The sequence below is a fragment of the Streptomyces sp. NPDC087906 genome, assembly GCF_055584925.1.
The window spans coordinates 17,435-33,229 of sequence record NZ_JBVJLC010000003.1; the positions used below are offsets into that span (position 1 = coordinate 17,435).

The 15,795-nt window shown below is 72.7% G+C and carries 12 protein-coding genes and 1 pseudogene; 8 read left to right on the forward strand and 5 right to left on the reverse strand.

The annotated features are described in order from the left end of the window. Positions 1 to 65: 65 nt before the first annotated feature. Complete coding sequence (locus ACZ63I_RS09655) at positions 66 to 1,061, reverse strand: LuxR C-terminal-related transcriptional regulator (RefSeq protein WP_469337095.1); 996 nt, start codon at positions 1,059 to 1,061, stop codon at positions 66 to 68. 195 nt (positions 1,062 to 1,256) lie between these two features. On the opposite strand from ACZ63I_RS09655, the gene ACZ63I_RS09660 reads away from it, so the two are divergent. From ACZ63I_RS09660 to ACZ63I_RS09680, 5 genes and pseudogenes are all read left to right on the forward strand, one after another. Next, on the forward strand, positions 1,257 to 1,997 hold the full coding sequence (locus tag ACZ63I_RS09660) for a Type 1 glutamine amidotransferase-like domain-containing protein (RefSeq protein ID WP_469337097.1): 741 nt from the start codon (positions 1,257 to 1,259) through the stop codon (positions 1,995 to 1,997). Positions 1,998 to 2,181: 184 nt separating this feature from the next. Further along, on the forward strand, positions 2,182 to 5,295 hold the full coding sequence (locus ACZ63I_RS09665) for a type 2 lanthipeptide synthetase LanM family protein (protein WP_469337099.1): 3,114 nt from the start codon (positions 2,182 to 2,184) through the stop codon (positions 5,293 to 5,295). 140 nt (positions 5,296 to 5,435) lie between these two features. Then, positions 5,436 to 5,681, forward strand: coding sequence for a hypothetical protein (locus ACZ63I_RS09670; RefSeq protein WP_469337101.1), 246 nt, complete (start codon positions 5,436 to 5,438; stop codon positions 5,679 to 5,681). Positions 5,682 to 5,780: 99 nt separating this feature from the next. Further along, on the forward strand, positions 5,781 to 8,693 hold the full coding sequence (locus ACZ63I_RS09675) for a helix-turn-helix transcriptional regulator (RefSeq protein ID WP_469337102.1): 2,913 nt from the start codon (positions 5,781 to 5,783) through the stop codon (positions 8,691 to 8,693). 9 nt (positions 8,694 to 8,702) lie between these two features. Then, positions 8,703 to 9,029: pseudogene (locus tag ACZ63I_RS09680) on the forward strand (Type 1 glutamine amidotransferase-like domain-containing protein); the annotation flags it as partial. Positions 9,030 to 9,083: 54 nt separating this feature from the next. Here ACZ63I_RS09680 and ACZ63I_RS09685 read toward each other — a convergent pair. Beyond that, positions 9,084 to 9,803 carry an ABC transporter permease gene (locus tag ACZ63I_RS09685; protein WP_469337104.1) on the reverse strand — a complete coding sequence of 240 codons (720 nt, stop codon included), beginning with the start codon at positions 9,801 to 9,803 and terminating at the stop codon, positions 9,084 to 9,086. 63 nt (positions 9,804 to 9,866) lie between these two features. Continuing rightward, entirely contained in the window at positions 9,867 to 10,748 is an 882-nt protein-coding gene (locus ACZ63I_RS09690; protein ID WP_469337106.1) for an ABC transporter ATP-binding protein, read from the reverse strand. Between the two features lie 134 nt (positions 10,749 to 10,882). On the opposite strand from ACZ63I_RS09690, the gene ACZ63I_RS09695 reads away from it, so the two are divergent. The 3 genes from ACZ63I_RS09695 to ACZ63I_RS09705 all read left to right on the forward strand — a co-directional run bounded on the left by ACZ63I_RS09695 (position 10,883) and on the right by ACZ63I_RS09705 (position 13,667). Further along, complete coding sequence (locus ACZ63I_RS09695) at positions 10,883 to 12,013, forward strand: histidine kinase (RefSeq protein ID WP_469337108.1); 1,131 nt, start codon at positions 10,883 to 10,885, stop codon at positions 12,011 to 12,013. Further along, positions 12,010 to 12,612 carry a response regulator transcription factor gene (locus ACZ63I_RS09700; RefSeq protein ID WP_469337109.1) on the forward strand — a complete coding sequence of 201 codons (603 nt, stop codon included), beginning with the start codon at positions 12,010 to 12,012 and terminating at the stop codon, positions 12,610 to 12,612. The genes ACZ63I_RS09695 and ACZ63I_RS09700 overlap by 4 nt, the downstream gene beginning before the upstream one ends. A 224-nt stretch (positions 12,613 to 12,836) precedes the next feature. After that, positions 12,837 to 13,667 (forward strand): COG4705 family protein, encoded by an 831-nt coding sequence (locus tag ACZ63I_RS09705; protein WP_469337111.1) that lies wholly within the window; start codon positions 12,837 to 12,839, stop codon positions 13,665 to 13,667. On the opposite strand, the gene ACZ63I_RS09710 is transcribed toward ACZ63I_RS09705, so the two are convergent. Both ACZ63I_RS09710 and ACZ63I_RS09715 read right to left on the reverse strand, forming a co-directional pair. Next, a complete protein-coding gene (locus tag ACZ63I_RS09710; protein ID WP_469337112.1) occupies positions 13,648 to 15,009 on the reverse strand; it encodes a sensor histidine kinase in 1,362 nt (453 codons plus the stop codon). The two genes, ACZ63I_RS09705 and ACZ63I_RS09710, sit on opposite strands and share 20 nt — an antisense overlap. Beyond that, the gene (locus tag ACZ63I_RS09715; RefSeq protein ID WP_469337114.1) at positions 15,006 to 15,668 is read right to left on the reverse strand and encodes a response regulator transcription factor; all 663 of its coding nucleotides are present in this window, start codon (positions 15,666 to 15,668) and stop codon (positions 15,006 to 15,008) included. The genes ACZ63I_RS09710 and ACZ63I_RS09715 overlap by 4 nt, the downstream gene beginning before the upstream one ends. Between the last annotated feature and the right edge of the window lie 127 nt (positions 15,669 to 15,795).

The following is a 15,795-nucleotide window of genomic DNA, read 5'->3' on the forward strand; positions in this document are numbered from 1 at the left end:
CGGTGGGGGCGTACGGGCGCGGCGTACGGGCGAGGCGTACGGGCGGGCTCCGTAAGGGCGGCGCGTCAGACCATGTCCTCGACCCGGATGCCGCCCTGGGCGATGGCCAGGGCGCCGAGTTGGAAGCGGCTCTGCGCGCCGAAGCGGTCGGTCAGCTTCTCGGAGAGCCGGCGGACCGTACGCAGCGAGACGTCCATCCTGCGGGCGGCGGCCGCGTCGGTGAGGCCCTGCGCCCAGAGCCGCAGCACGTGCTGCTCCTGGAGGGAGAGGCTGCCGCGGGTACGGGGGCGCGCCTCGGTCAGCGGCAGCGCCTCCTTCCAGAGGCGGCTGAACAGGGCGGCGAACGCCTCGGTGACCGACTCGACGCCGCACACCATGGCGCCGACAACGGACCGGGCGCTTGCGACCGGCACCACGGCGTGGGTGCGGTCGCAGAGGATCATCCACGCGGGCAGCGAGGGCAGCGTACGGATCGACCCGACGCTGTCGTCCGTCCCCCGTACGCGCCCCATGGCCTCGGGGTCGTTGCGGACGCTCTCCAGCACGATGGTGCGGGCGGGCGTGCCGCGGCGGCGCAGGATCTCGTCGACGGGCCGGGCCGACTCGGCGGCGGGCACGGCGAGCCGCTCGGTGGGACCGACGGTCAGCCACTCCTGCTCGCACCCTTCGGCGAGTTCCGCCAGGCGCCGCCACACGGCGTCCGCCCCGGCCAGCCATTCGACGCCCGGCATGCTGTCCCGGCTGCCGAGGGTGTGCTCGGACAGCAGCCGGGTCACCTCCAGCCTGCTGTCCTCCACCTGGAGCCGGTGGCGGGCGAGTTCGTCCTGCTGCCGGGCGAGCATCGCAGCGAGGCCCACCTCGGGGTCGACCGGCCGGAAGCCGGTCGCGGTGTCGCCGGGGACCACGAGCAGCAGGGCGGACAACCGCTCAAGACGCTGCCTGACCGTCTCCTCTGCCTCGTTCAACTGCTCGGCCAACTCGGCGACTCCGGCGTCGGGCTGGTCGACCATGGCGAGATAGACGCTCCGTGCGAGGGAGTCGATACCCAGAGAGGTCCGCATGTCCTTCACTCCTGTTGTCCGGGGGTCCAGGGGTCCGTCGGCCGGTCATCAGTAGACGGGAGGGCGGGCGGCCGGCGGATGCGGGGCGACCACCCAAGTTGTGGGCGCGGTCCCCACGTTGTATGTCGAGCCCGGGGGCGGGGTCGCCGGTGCCGTACGACGGCCGGCCGCGCGACAGGGACTACGATCGCGCGCATGCCCGCCTCGCAGCCGACCGTCCTTGCCACCTCCGGAGGGCATCGCGCCGGTGCCCGCGCGCGTGTGCTGTTCGACTCCCTGGTCCACCACGCGGTCGACCTGTCGGGGGTGACCGGCCGCCGGCCGCGCATCCTGTACCTGGGCACTGCGGTGGGGGACGCGGAGCATGTCACCGCGCGCATGCACGAGGCGGCCAGGGTGGCGGGGTTCGACCTGACGCCGCTGCACCTGTTCCCCATGCCGAACGTGGCGGACGTGGAAGGCACCCTCCTCGACCACGACGTCGTCTGGGTCATGGGCGGGTCGGTGGCGAATCTGCTGGCGGTGTGGCGGGTGCACGGCCTGGAGGGGGCACTGCGGCGCGCCTGGCAGGCGGGGGTGGTGCTGAGCGGGGTGAGCGCCGGGTCGATCTGCTGGTTCAAGGGCGGCGCGACCGACTCGTACGGTCCTGACCTGCGGCCGGTGGTGGACGCGCTCGGCTTCCTGCCGTACGGCAACGGTGTCCATTACGACTCGGACCTGGGCCGCCGGCCGCTGATCCACCGGCTGGTCGCGGACGGCACCCTGCCGACGGCGCACTGCACCGACGACGGTGTGGGGCTCGTCTATCACGGCACCCGTCTCGTGGAGGCGGTCACGGAGTCGCCGGGCAAGGGCGCCTACGTGGTGTCGTACGACGGTGACGGGGTACGCGAGGAGCGCTTGGAGCCGCGCCTGCTGCCGCGGGCCCGGCACTGACCACCCGCGCGGTGGGGGGCAACGGCACTCCGTGACCTGCGGGTTCGGGCTCCGGCGCGGCCAACGCGGCTCGTACGCGGCCCTGTTCACCGGGCCGGCCCCCACCCGTATGCGGGGGGCCGCCGGAGAATATGGGGGCCGCTCCCCCATGTGGGGGTCGCGCCAAATCTGGGACGTTCTTCCTGTGAACGAATCAGCCGCACCCACGACGCCCCGAAGCGCGCACCTGCCGCTCGCCTGGTGGGCCCCCGCGCTCTCCCTCAGCGAGCGTGTCGGCGCCCCCGGACGTCCGGAGGCGTCAGCCACGACCGCCACGTCCGGCCGCGCCCCGTGGGCCGTCGGGGACACGGCGGGCTTCGCGGCTCGGCTGGCCCATCTGGGTCTCGACGAACTCGCCGTATGGGAGCTCGCCGCCGAGGCACCGGAAGATCTTGCGGACCGCGCCGGCACGCCGCGCTGGGCCGGTTACGCCGAAGAGGCCCTGGAATGCGCGCACCTGGCCGCCCGGCTGGTGCCGGGTGACGAGAACGCCACCGGGCCCGAGGTGTTCGCGGCGGTCGTGGCCCCGCTGGTGGTGCCGGCTTCGGACAGCCTCGACCGGCAGCTCGCGCCGCTTCCGGCGGCCGAACGCGACGTACTGCGCGCCTCGTTCGAGCAGTGGCTGCTGAGCAGGCTGGCCCGGCAGGCGGCCCGCACACTCGTCAGCGAACTGGCCGGCGCCCGGCGCGCCGGACGGCTCGACGGGGCCACGCCCCGCGACCGGTTCGCCTCCTTCCTCGCCGCCAACGGCACTGCGGACGGCCTGCGTTCACTGTTCACCGCTTATCCGGTACTGGCCCGGATGCTGGCCCTGACGGCGCTGGACGCGGCCGAAGCGGTCGCCGAACTGGGCCTGCGGCTGCACGCCGACCGGGCCGAACTGGCCGCTGTCCTGCTCCAAGGACGCGAGCCCGGCCCGCTCACCCGCGTCGAACTGGGCCGCGGCGACGCCCATCGCGGTGGGCGCTCGGTGGCGGTGCTGACGTTCGCCGACGGGTCACGCGCGGTGTACAAGCCGCGCCCGCTGGGGCAGCACGCCCTGCTGGACGACCTGGCCCACTGGCTGACCGGCCGGGTCGAGGGCCTGGAGCTGCGCACCCCGCGTACGGTGCGGCGGCAGGAGCACGGCTGGCTGGAGTTCATCGAGCACCGCTGGTGCGGCTCGGTGACCGAGGCGGACGCCTTCTACCGGCGCCAGGGCGCGCTGCTGGCCCTGCTGTACGCGGTGGACGGCGCCGACATGCACTACGAGAACCTCATCGCCGACGGCGCCCAGCCGGTGCTGGTGGACGCCGAGACCCTGCTGCACACCGGACTTCCGCAGGCCGCGACGGCCGGGGCCGACCCGGCGGCCGACGCCCTCCAGGCGTCCGTGCACCGCACGTGCCTGCTGCCCCACCTGCTGATCGGCGAGAGCGGCGCGCTGGACATCTCGGCGCTGGGCCGCGCCGAGGAAGGCACGTACCCGAGCGAGGGCCTGTGCTGGGAGGACAGCGGCCTCGACACCATGCGGGTCGTCAGGGGCGCGGTGGTCAGCCCGGCCGCGCAGAACCAGCCGCTGCCCGACGGGCACCGCCTCCAGGGCGCCGACCACCGCGCCGCGCTGCTGGACGGCTTCCGCACGACGTACGCCGCGATCCGAGCGCACGGCGCCGAACTCACCGCGCCGGGCGCGCTGTTGGAGCGGCACGCGGAGAGCCCCGCACGGCTGATCGTCCGCTCGACCCGGCTGTACTCGACCCTGCTGGAGGAGTCGACGCACCCGGCGCTGCTCGGTGACGCGCTCGCCAGGGACGCGGCCTTCGCCGTGCTGTGGACCGAGTCGGCGCACGACCCGGCACGCGGCCGGCTCGTGGAGCACGAGACCGAGGACCTGTGGCGCGGGGACGTCCCCCTCTTCGTCCACCGGCCGTCCGGCACGGGGGTACGTGCGGCCGGTGGCACCTGGCTGCCTGACCTGCTCCCGGTGCCGAGCCTGAGCGCGGTCCGCACCAAGATCACCCGGATGGACGAGGTCGACTGCCGGAACCAGGAATGGATCGTCGCCGCCGCGCTGGCCGCACGCGACGCGGACTGCTCGCTGGTCCGGCCGCGCTCCGAACTGGTGCAGGCTCCCCTGCCGGCCGTCGCGCCCGAGCCGTCCCGGCTGCTGGCCGCCGCCTGCGGGATCGCCGACGAGATCGCCGCCCGCGCCGTGCGGTCCGGCGGCCGGGCCAACTGGCTCGGCCTGGAGAGCCTGCCGGGCGGGCACTGGTCGGTGCTCCCGATGGGCGCGGGACTCGCCCAGGGCTACACCGGGGTCGCGCTCTTCCTGGCCCAGGCGGGACTGCTCGCCGGCGCCGAGCGCTACACGGCGCTCGCCCACGAGGCCGTACTGCCGCTCCCCGCGCTGCTGAAGATGCTGGCAGCCGACCCCGAACTGTGCGCCGCCGTCGGCCCCGGGGCGTACGACGGGCTCGGCGGCATCCTGTACGGACTGGTGCGGCTGTCGACCCTCCTCGACGCCGACCTCGCCGACTCGCTGCCCGACGCGCTCACCGCACTCGAACACGCCGTCATGGCCAGAATGGACCTCGGCTTCGCCGACGGCGCCGCAGGCGCCCTGGCGGCCGCGGTCGCCACCCACGAGGCGACGGGCGCCCGCCGGGCCCTGGAACTCGCCGACGCGCTGGCGGACGCCCTGGCCCCCGCGGCAGCGCAGGGCCAGGACACCGCGGGCTTCGCCGAAGGCTCCGCCGGTATCGGCTGGGCGCTGCGGCGCCACGCGGACCACCGGGCGGACGGAAAGGGACACCCGGAGATCGCGGCCGGACTGCTGCGCTCCGCCGACGCCGCCCCTGAAGCCGCAGCGCCCAGCCCGTCGTGGACCACCGGCCTGCCCGGGATCGCCGCCGCCACCGCGCACCTGCCGGGCCACGACGACCTGGCCACCCGGCTGGCCGCCCTCGGCGACGGCCCCGAACTCAGCGCGGGCCACGGCGCCTTCGGCGCCCTGGAGGCCCTGTCGGTCCTGGCCGACCGGGGTGACGCCACGGCGTCCGCCGCTCTCGGCCGGGCCGGCGGCCGGGTCCTCGCGACCGTCGAGGGACAGCAGCACCGCTGCGCCACCCCCGGCCAAGTGCCCTCTCCCGGAATGCTGACGGGCCTCGCCGGCATCGGCTACGGGCTGCTTCGCCTCTGCTCCCCGACCCAAGTCCCGTCCGCGCTCCTGCTGGAGCACTCCTGTCCGGGCAACCCGGTCAACCCACCCGCCTGTTGAGGGCCAGCCTCCCCGGCCGCCCGAAACCGGCCCCCCAACTGCTCCTCCCCGCCGTTTCGTTGTCTCCGCTCTTCCGCTCGTTGACTAGCTCGTTCACCCGCTTGTTCACTCGTGCACTTCCCCCACGAAGGAGTTCCCCCATGAACCAGCACTCCAGCCGCGCCGCTTCCCTCGCCGCCGCCACCTCGGCCGCCGCCTCCGTCTCCGCCGACACCGAGGCCCCCACGCCCGCCGTCGCCGACGAGCAGGACGCGGCGGGCGGCATCACCCTCTCGGGCCGCAACCGCGCCTGCGCCCGCGCCCGCATCCTGGCCGGGATGGTCCTGACCAGCGGTATCGTCATCACGCTCAGCTCGATCGACACCTCGGTCTCCGCGCCCCAGTAGCCGCCCCCGGCCGATCGGCGGGCCGGCCGGCCCGCCGAACTGAATCGAAGTGCCGACGGCACACCACGGTTCCGGATATTCTGATTATGCTTGGAGGTCATGCGTCTCCAAGCATCTTCCCTCATCGGCCGGGATGCCCAACTGGGGCTGCTCGGACGCGCTTTGTCCGACGCTCAGCAGGGGCGCGGCGGTGTGGTCTTTCTCGTGGGCGAAGCCGGGGTCGGCAAGTCCCGGCTGGCGGCCGAGGTCGTGGGCAGTGCGCTCGGGGTCGGGATGGGCGTACTGCGCGGCCGCAGCAGCACCACAGGCCCCGCGGTGCCCTTCCGGCCGCTGACCGAGGCGCTGATGTCGCTGTTCCGCACCGGCGAGTCGCTGGACGAGCTGTCCCTGGGACCGTACAAGCCGGTGCTGGGACGGCTGATCCCCGACTGGAACACCGGCGCCGGCGACAGCAGTTCGATCGTGATCCTGGGTGAGGCCGTCCTGCGCCTGCTCATGGCGACCGACCACGGCCGGGGCCGGCTGCTGGTGCTGGAGGATCTGCACGACGCCGACCCCGAGACCCTGGGCGTCCTGGAATATCTCGTGGACAACCTGGAGTACAGCCCGGTCCTGCTGCTCGCCACCGTCCGCACGGACTTCAGCGACGCCCTCGACCTCGCGCAGTCGGCCCGCCGGCGCGGCACGGCCTCGGTCGTGGAACTGGCGCCGCTCACCCGCCCGCAGGTACGCGACCTGGTGGCGGGCCAGTTGGGCACCTCTCCCGAGGACGTACCGGCGCCGGTGCTGGAGCGGCTGTGGGAGGGCAGCGCGGGCAGCCCTTACCTGGTCGAGGAGTTGCTCCAGTCGATGATCGGCGCTGGCACCCTCGTACAGGGCCCCGACGGCTGGCGCACGGTCGGCGATCCGCGTGGCGACGTGTCGTCCGCCCTCGCCCGGGGAATCCTGCGCCGGATCGACCGGCTGGGCGCCGAGGGCCGGACGCTGCTGTCGGCGGCGGCCGTGCTGGGCAGACGGTTCCCGCTGACCGTGCTCCAGCGGATGACGGGAGTCGACGACCGGGCGCTGCTCAGCCATCTGCACGCCGGTGTCGCCGCTCGCCTGGTGGTCCCCGACGAGCCCGCTCCCGACTGGTACTCCTTCCGCCATTCGCCCACCGTGGAGGCCCTGTTCACCCAACTGACGCCTGGCCAGCGGGCCGATCTGGCGCGCCAGGGCGCCGAGGCGGTGGAGAAGCTGCACCCGCAACTGCCCGGCGACTGGTGCGCGCTCGCGGCCGGGCTGCGGTCCGAGGCCGGCGAGGACGCGGCGGCCGGCAAGCTGTTCGCCGAGGCGGGCCGGCGGGCCCTGGCAGCGGGCGCGCTCGGTTCGGCGGTGACGCTGCTCAGCCGGGCCGAAACCCTGCTGGCGCGGGCCGGCGACCCGCAGGAGCGTGCGGGCGCGCTGGAGCCGCTGCTGCCCGCGCTGGCCGAGTCGGGCGACTTCGACCGGGCCTTCGACCTGGTCGAGCATCTGCACGCGCTGGACAGCGCAGGTCTCGGTGCGTCCCGGCTGGCGATCCTGCACACCCGGCTGGCCAAGGTCGCGCACACGGCGGGACGTTGGAGCGACGGCAACCGGCAGATCGACCGGGCCCGCGAGGTGCTGGGGGCGAACCCGGACGGCGCCGCGACGGCGTCCGTCGACGTCACCGCCGCCTACCTCGCGCTGGACACCCCCGGCACCGACCGCACCCAGCAGGCGGAGAAGTTGGCCCGCTCGGCGGCCGACGCCGCCGAGCGCTACGCGCTGCCCGCCGTCGCCTGCCAGGCGTGGGAGCTGCTGGCGACCGTGGCCCGCGAGCGGGACCCCGACGAGTCCCGGGCCATGCTCGAAAAGGCCCTGTCGACCGCGGAGCGGCACCAGCTCCCGCTGCGGCGGATGTACGCGGCGACCCGGATCGGCGGCAACGACTGGCTGGCGGAGGGCGACACCGCCGGACTGCTGTCCGCCCGGGACGAGGCGCTGCGGCTGGGCTCGATCAACATCGTGCACACCGTGGACGGCATCCTCGTCCTGGACGGGGTGATGCGCGGCGCGCGCGAGGCGACCCGCGAGGCTGCGGTCGAGTGCCTGACGATCGTCCGCAGACTCAGACTCGCCCCGGCCGTCCGGTACCTGCTGATGTCGCTGGCCGCGCTGGAGGCCCACCAGGGCGACCGGCAGGCGATGGAGGCCGCCCTCGACTCGTTCGCCGAATGGGAGGGGGCAGGATCGCAGGAGGAGCCGCTGACACTGGGCATGGCCCGCGCCTTCTGCGCCCTGATGGAGGAGGACCGGGACCTGGCACGGGCAGAACTGGGGGCGTTGTCCGCGCTGGAGCGGCACAACCCCAGCACGTACCACCTCGGCGGCACGCACGGGGTGGGGCTGCTGCTGGACGTGCTGGCCGGCGACGCGGACCGCGTCCGGCACGATACGGTCGCCGCCACTGCGGTCGGACGGATGCGGTGGAACCGCCAGTTCGTCGCGCTCGCTGACGCGGTCCTGCTCGGCCGCGAGGGCCAGGGTGAGCGGGCCGCCGAGCGCATCGACTCGGCGCTGCGCGACGCCGCCGCGTACCCGGTCGCCCTCCACCTGGGCCTGCGGCTGGTCGCCGACGCGGCGCACGACGACGGCTGGGGCGAGCCGGTCGCCTGGCTCAGACGGGCGGAACACCACTTCCACGAGCAGGGAGTGCCCGCCGTCACCAACGCCTGCCGGGCCGCCCTGCGCCGACTGGGCGCCCCCGTGCACCAGCACCGCAGCGGTACGGACGGCATCCCCGAAGAGCTGCGGGCCCTCGGCATCACCGTCCGGGAGTACGAGGCGTTCGTACTCCTCGCCGACCGGCTGAGCAACAAGGACATCGCCGACCGCCTGTTCATCTCGCCCCGCACGGTCGAGAAGCACATCGCCAGCCTGATGAACAAGACGGGCGCGGCCAACCGCGCGGACCTGTGCGAGCGTTCGACCCGACTGCCGAAGCCGTGACGTGCCGCCATGAAACTGCTCCTCACCGACTCCGGCATCAGAAACGCGAGCATCCTGTCGGCGCTGGTCGACCTCCTCGGCAAACCGATCGCCGAGGCGAACGCCCTCTGCATCCCCACAGCGGGCTACGGCGGCCCGTACGGCGAGCCGAGCGGCCCATGGCGCTTCGTCAGCGGCCGGTCGCCCAGCCCCATGACCGAGCTGGGCTGGAAGTCCGTGGGCGTCCTGGAGCTCACGGCACTGCCCAGCATCGACAGAGAACGCTGGGTCTCCTGGGTGCGCGAGGCGGACGTCCTGCTGGTGAACGGCGGCGACGCGCTGTACCTGTGCCCCTGGCGGCTGACCTGATCCCCAAGCCCGGCCGGCGCCGCCTGGACACACCGGCGGCGCTCACCGGCGGGGCTCCCAGCGGAAGAGGCGGGCGGCGAGCGCGACGGCGACGACGACCCAGCTCAGGGTGGGCACCAGCAGGAGCAGGGAGTCCGTGACGGCGACACCGCCGTCCCAGGCGTTGACCACCAGCTCGGTGGCCGCGCCTCCCGGCAGCACCCGCTTGAGCGCGGCGAGGTCGTCGGTGCCGGCGATGCCCACCCAGCTCGCGACCCCGATCACCAGCAGGCTGACCGGCAGCGTGGTCACCTGAGCGTGTTCCGGCGAATTCGTGAGCCCCGCGGTGGCGAGCGCCAGGCCGACCATCATGGCCAGCGTCGCCAGGACGGCCGCCACGAGCAGCAGTATCTGGGCCGGTGCGGTGGCGACAGCGCCCAGCACGATCAGGATCACGATCACCTGGACGAGCGCGATGACGGTGACCGGCAGGAGCAGCCCGGCGAGAATGCCGACGTCGCCTGCGGCGGTCGAGCGCAGCCGCTTGAGGAAGAGGTTCTGCCGGCGCGACGCCAGCGTGGTCACAACCGTGGTGTAGAGGCCGAAGGCCATGATGGTGAACATCACGATCGCCGCGATGTAGCCGAGGCCGACCGCCTCGGCGAAGATCTCGTGCCGGTAGACGAAGAACGCGCTGACGACGACCGGAATGACGAGCCCTGTGACCAGGACGAGCCGGTTCCGGAAAATCTGGATCAGCTCACTGCGAGCGATCGCGAACATGCGGGGTGGGTCCCTTCGGAGGAGGGGCGGAGGTGGGGTGGGTGGGGTGGGCGACGGCCCGGGTCAGTCGCCGCTGATGGCGCGGAAGACGTCGTCGAGGCGGGTCGGTCCCGCCTGCAGTCCCCGCAGGTCCACCCCGGTCTCGTGCGCCCAGCCCAGCAGCCGGTAGAGATCCTTCTGCAAGCTGAAGGTCTCGACACGCAACCCCCCGTCCACGGGCACAGCGGCCACCGGCGGCTCGGGAGCACCGGCCGGGAGCGTGAAGCTGATCACCGACGGCAGGCTCTGCGTCAGCTCGACGACGGTCCCCTCGCGATGGAACGTCCCCTGGTGCATCAGCCCGATACGGTCGGCGCGCTGCTGCGCCTCCTCCAGGTAGTGGGTGGTGAGCACGATCGTGGCGCCCTCCTCGCGCAGCCGGTCGACGGCGGCCCAGAGCGCGTCGCGGGACCTGATGTCGAGGCCGGTCGTCGGCTCGTCCAGGATGATCAGCTCGGGGCCGCCGTAGAAGGCGGTGGCGAAGTCCAGCCGGCGCTTCTCGCCGCCGGAGAGCTGCGACACCTTGGTGCCCGCCTTGTCCGTCAGCCCCACGACACCGAGCACCCGGCCGACGTCGTCCCGCCGCTGGGTCAGCGTCCCGATCAGCCGGACCGACTCCCGCACCGTGAGATCAGGCGAGAAACCGCTCTCCTGCAGCATGATGCCCATCCGCGGGTGCACGGCAGCGCGGTCCAGCGGGCTCCGGCCCAGGACGCGGACGGCGCCCGACGCGGTGCGCCGGTGCCCCTCGATGACTTCGAGGGTCGAGGTCTTCCCCGCGCCGTTCGTGCCGAGCAAGGCGTACACCTCGCCCTTCCGCACCTGGAACGACAGATCCTTCACGGCGTGGAAGTCGCCGTACCGGACGTTGAGCTTCTCGACTTCGATGACTGCGGTGGTGGACATGGCTCGATTCCACCGTGTGCGGCGCCCGCCAGGTAGTGGCGTCGCATCACGTCCGCACCATGACATTCCTGGCAAGCGCGTATGACGTGGTGTCACTGGCGTATCGGTGAGTACGCACGAATACTGGCCGCACGATGTCCGATATTTCCGAAGCGACAAAAAGCCGGCTGCGGCAGCTCAACCTGATCATGGTGTTCCCTACCGTCGCGGCCAGCGGCGTGCTGCTGGTGGCGCTGGACACCGAGACCTGGTGGGACGGGGTGGTCCTGGGTCTGGGGGTGCTCGCCGCCCTGGTGGCATTCATCTCCTGGGCGGCGGGCCGGCTGGCCCGGGTCGCCGTGCCGTGCCTGGTCATCACCGCCGGCGTCTGGCTCTTCGGGGTGCTGGTGGCCGGGAGCGGTAAGGCCGTCTTCGGCCTGTCCGTCGTGGGCCCGCTGATCGTGCCGCGGCTGCCCCGCCACCGCGACTGGGCCGCCGCCGGCCTGGTGGCCTACGTCGCCCTCGCGGGCGCGGCCCGGTTCCTGGTGACCCACGACAACCCGAGTGACATGCTGGTCGAGTTCGTCATCATCCCGGCGGGCGTCACGGCCGTGGTGACCGGGCTGATGTTCCCCAACAAGCGGTTCTACGACATCGTCGACGAACTGGACCAGTCGCGCCTGCGCGAGGCGGAGCTGGCCGTCGTACGGGAGCGCATGCGCTTCGCCAGCGACCTGCACGACATCCAGGGGCACACCCTGCACGTGGTGAAGCTCAAGGTCGCCCTCGCGCAGAGGCTGGTGCACCGCGACCCCGGCCGGGCGGAGCAGGAGCTGCGCGAGATCCACGCGCTGGTCGGCGACACCATCGCCCAGACCAAGGAGCTCGCCTACGCCAAGCGCCGACTCAACCTCCCCGCCGAGCTGGAGAACGCGAAGAACCTGTTCGAGGCCGCCGGCATCAAGGTGCACATCCGCCGCGGCACGGACGCGGACGCCGATGTGAGCGAACTCCTGGGCCAGGTCCTGCGCGAGACGACGACCAACATCCTGCGGCACGCCGAAGCCGGCGAAGTACGGATCACCCTGTCCGGGACCGGCATCACCATCGTCAACGACGGCGCCCCGCACACACCCCTGCCGGAACTCGGCGGCCTGGCCGTGCTCGGAGAGCGCGTGGCCGACGACGGGGGCAAGCTCACGGTGGAGCAGAAGGACGGACACTTCCTGACCGCCGCGACGTTCCCCGCGCCCGCCCCCGCGTCCGAGACCCAGGAGGCCCGATGACCACCGTCGTACTCGCCGACGACGAGGCACTGCTCCGCAAGGCGCTCGCCGCGCTGCTGCCGCTGGAGGGCGACATCACCGTTCTCGCCGAAGCCGCAGACGGCGCCGAAGCGGTCAGCGCCACGCTGCGTCACCGGCCCGACGTGCTCGTCATCGACCTGGAAATGCCCGGTATCGACGGCCTCGGCGCCGTGGCGGAGATCCGCGCCGTCCAGCCGGACCAGGTGATCCTCATGCTGACCAGACACGCCAAACCCGGCGTGCTGCGCCGGGCACTGAAGCTCGGCGTCCAGGGCTTCGTCAGCAAATCCGCCGAACCGGCCCACATCACGTCCGTCATCGCAACCCTCCACGAGGGCCGCCGCTGGATCGACCCGGACGTCTCCGCCCTCGCCCTCATCGACGACTGCCCCCTCACCGACCGCGAGATCGACGTCCTACGCGCCACATCCCAGGGCTACTCCGTAGCCGACATCGCCGGCCAACTCCACCTCGCGGAGGGCACCGTCCGCAACTACCTCTCGAACGCGATGGGCAAAACCCAGACCCAAACCCGCCACGAAGCGGCACGCTACGCGCGCGAACACGACTGGCTGTGACGGCGAAGGTGTGACCGGCCCGCAGGGCCAGGACCGGTCGGCGTCCCACGGCGGTCCGGCCGTCCGGCGTCCCACGGCGGTCAGGTGGTCCGGCGGTCAGGTGGTCCGGCGGTCAGGCGGTCAGGCGGTCAGGCGGTCCGGCGGTCCGGCGGTCCGGCGGTCCGGCGGTCCGGCGGTCCGGCGGTCAGGATGTGTTCAGACTCCGGCTGCCAGGGTCACGTCCCATGACAGAAACCCATGGTCGTTCCCACGCGTACCCGCGCTCCGACGGCGCCCCCGGCCACCGCTTCCGCTGGAACAAGGTCCCGGAGGTGACCGCGTACTTCTGGATCGTGAAGGTGCTCTGCACGACGGTCGGCGAGACCGCGGCGGACCTCCTCAACGAGAAGCTGGGCCTGGGCCTGACCGGTGTGTCGCTGCTGATGAGCGCTCTGCTGGCGGTGGTTCTGGTCGGGCAGTTCCGCACCACGGCGTACCGACCGGGTGTGTACTGGCTCGCCGTGGCCCTGATCAGCGTGGTCGGCACCCTGATCAGCGACAACCTCACCGACAATCTGGGGGTGCCGCTGGCGGTGAGTACCGTTGTGTTCGCCGCCGCCCTCGCTGTCGTCTTCTCCGTCTGGTACCGCCGCGAGCGGACCCTGTCCATCCACAGCGTCGACACACTCTCCCGGGAGGGCTACTACTGGCTGGCCGTACTGTTCACCTTCGCGCTCGGCACGGCGGCAGGCGACCTCGTCGCCGAGAAGATGGCCCTCGGATACTGGGTCTCCGGCGTGCTGTTCGCCCTGGCCATCGCCGCCGTCGCGGTTGCCCACCTCACCCTCGGCCTGGACGCCGTACTCAGCTTCTGGATCGCCTACGTCCTCACCCGGCCGCTCGGCGCCTCGCTCGGCGACTACCTGTCGCAGCCGACCGGCGACGGAGGGCTGGGTCTTGGCACGGTGGTGACGAGCGCGCTGTTCCTCGCGGTCATCCTCGGTCTGGTCGTCCACCTGTCGGTGAGCCGCCGGGACGTCCGGGAGACCGAGCGCCTCACCCCAGAGGAAGCCTGACGACGAAGGCCGCGCCCGGGGCGTGCCGCTCGTCGTGGGCCACATCGCCGTCGGCGGTGCGGGCGAGTCGTCGCGAGAGCGACAGCCCCAGCCCCGCGCCGGTGTGCCCGTCCCCGGGATCGGCCCGGCGCCCCGGCTGGAAGAGCCGCGCTCGGAAGGACGCCGGCACACCGGGGCCGTCGTCACTGACGACGATGTGCACCTCGCCCGGCCGGGCGCGGGCCCGGATCTCCACCCGGGTGCGCGCGTGCCTCAGCGCGTTGTCGAGCAAGGGACTGATGACGCGCTCCAGAAGGGCGCCGGGAACTCCGGCCGACAGCCCGGCTCCCCGTACGCTCACGACGACCTTCACCGGACCGCCGGTCTCGATACGGCCGGTGAGAGCGCCCAGCACCGCCGCCACGTCACTCACGCCCTGTCCGTCCGCCGCGCTGTCGCGGGCGTCGTCGAGAAGCGTGTCGCAGATCGTACGCATGGATTGGGCGGCGTCCGCGACGGCTTCCTGGACGGCGCGGGTTTCGTCGGCCGAACGGGGCCTGGCCTGCCACCAGTCGAGTTCGGCGATGATCCGGGCGAGCGGGTTGCGCAGTTCGTGCGAGAGTTCACGTGTGAGCTGCTGCTCATGGCGCAGCACTGCGCGGGTGCGGTCCAGCAGCGCGTCCAACGATCCCCCGAGCAGCGCGAGTTCGGTGGGCCGGGCCACGGTCGCGAACCGCTCGTCGGAGGCTACGGCGCGCCACCGCTTCGCGCGGTCGGTCATCGCGTGGACCGGCTTCAGCGCCCGCGCCACCGCCATCCGGGTCAGTGCGTACGTGCAGGCCAGCATGACGACGTCCAGCGCAACCGAGCCCAGGAGCAGATCGTCGGCCGAACTGGTGTAGGGAGCCAGGTCCAGGGCGGCGACGACGACCGCGCCGCCCTGGCCACCGGACACGGTCCGCGAGCACAGCCGTACGTCGCCGTGGATGTCTTCGGTGCCGCAGTGCTCACCGGTTCTCCCGGCCAACCGGTCGGCCGCACGGGTGAGCGGTCCGGTGGCTGTGACGGCCGGCGGCTTCTCCAGCAGCCGATCTGCCGTGTAGATCCATACGTCGGTGTCCAGCAGCTCCTCGCCCGGTGTCTCCAGGACCCGCACCTCGGGGCCGCCGGTATCGAGGGTCGCCGCCACGGCGGCGGCCCGCGTCGTCAACTCGTCGTCCGCCTGCTTGCGCAGATGCCGCTGCGCGACGGTGTTGAACACCACCGTGAAGACCACCATCAGCAGGGTCGCGGTGGTGAGCGCGACAAGGGAGAGCCGGCCGCGCAGGGTCCGGGGCCACCACCGGAGTGCCGTGCCTCTCATGACAGGCGGTGCCCGACACCGCGCGCGGTGGTGACGGTCAGTGTGCTGCCGGCGTCCCGGAGCTTGCGGCGCAGCCGGGTCAGGTACTGGTCGAGGGTGTTGTCACTGACCTGCGCTCCCTCGGGCCAGCCTGCCCTGATCAGCTCCCGTCGCCGCACGATGCCGCCGGAGGCCGCCATGAGAACGGCCAGCAGCCGGAACTCCGTCGGCGTCAGGGCGACGCGCGTGCCCCGTACGGTCAGGCTGTGTCCGGCCGGGTCGAGCAGGGCATCACCGGTGCGTACGGCGGGAATTGACCCGGTGCGCTTGAGTGCCGCCCGCAGCCGGGCGGCCAGCTCTGTCAGATGGCACGGCTTGGGCAGGTAGTCGTCTCCTCCGGCGGAGAAGCCCGACAGCCGGTCGGTGAGGTGGTGATGCGCCGTCAGAAAGACCACAGGGGGCAGGAATCCGTTGGCCCGCATCGCCTGGCACACGTCCCGGCCGTCCGCGTCGGGCAGCCCGACGTCGAGCACCACCGCGTCGATGCCGTGGGTGGCCAGCCGCAGCGCGGTCGCGCCGTCGGGCGCGGGCACGGTGTCGAAGCCTTCGTCCCGCAAGCCACGCCGCAGTGTCCCGCGCAGGGCGTGATCGTCCTCGACGACCAGGATCGTGTGTCGCACAGCGCTCCTCGATCAGCATCGTGGCGTTCATTCTACAACGTGTAGTAGCTTCTCTGGAGTCCCGCCCGGCCCGGTTCGGCCGCCGCGCAGGGGCGATTCCTCGCGCGCCTTCAGGAGGCTGACCCGC

What these genes read in the sequence shown, in the direction of transcription:
- ACZ63I_RS09670 (WP_469337101.1), top strand. Translation starts at nt 5,436, where the DNA reads ATGAACCAGCACTCCAGCCGCGCCGCTTCCCTCGCCGCCGCCACCTCG.
- ACZ63I_RS09700 (WP_469337109.1), top strand. Translation starts at nt 12,010, where the DNA reads ATGACCACCGTCGTACTCGCCGACGACGAGGCACTGCTCCGCAAGGCG.
- ACZ63I_RS09695 (WP_469337108.1), top strand. Translation starts at nt 10,883, where the DNA reads ATGTCCGATATTTCCGAAGCGACAAAAAGCCGGCTGCGGCAGCTCAAC.
- ACZ63I_RS09710 (WP_469337112.1), bottom strand. Translation starts at nt 15,009, where the DNA reads ATGAGAGGCACGGCACTCCGGTGGTGGCCCCGGACCCTGCGCGGCCGG.
- ACZ63I_RS09690 (WP_469337106.1), bottom strand. Translation starts at nt 10,748, where the DNA reads ATGTCCACCACCGCAGTCATCGAAGTCGAGAAGCTCAACGTCCGGTAC.
- ACZ63I_RS09685 (WP_469337104.1), bottom strand. Translation starts at nt 9,803, where the DNA reads ATGTTCGCGATCGCTCGCAGTGAGCTGATCCAGATTTTCCGGAACCGG.
- ACZ63I_RS09675 (WP_469337102.1), top strand. Translation starts at nt 5,781, where the DNA reads ATGCGTCTCCAAGCATCTTCCCTCATCGGCCGGGATGCCCAACTGGGG.
- ACZ63I_RS09705 (WP_469337111.1), top strand. Translation starts at nt 12,837, where the DNA reads ATGACAGAAACCCATGGTCGTTCCCACGCGTACCCGCGCTCCGACGGC.
- ACZ63I_RS09655 (WP_469337095.1), bottom strand. Translation starts at nt 1,061, where the DNA reads ATGCGGACCTCTCTGGGTATCGACTCCCTCGCACGGAGCGTCTATCTC.
- ACZ63I_RS09660 (WP_469337097.1), top strand. Translation starts at nt 1,257, where the DNA reads ATGCCCGCCTCGCAGCCGACCGTCCTTGCCACCTCCGGAGGGCATCGC.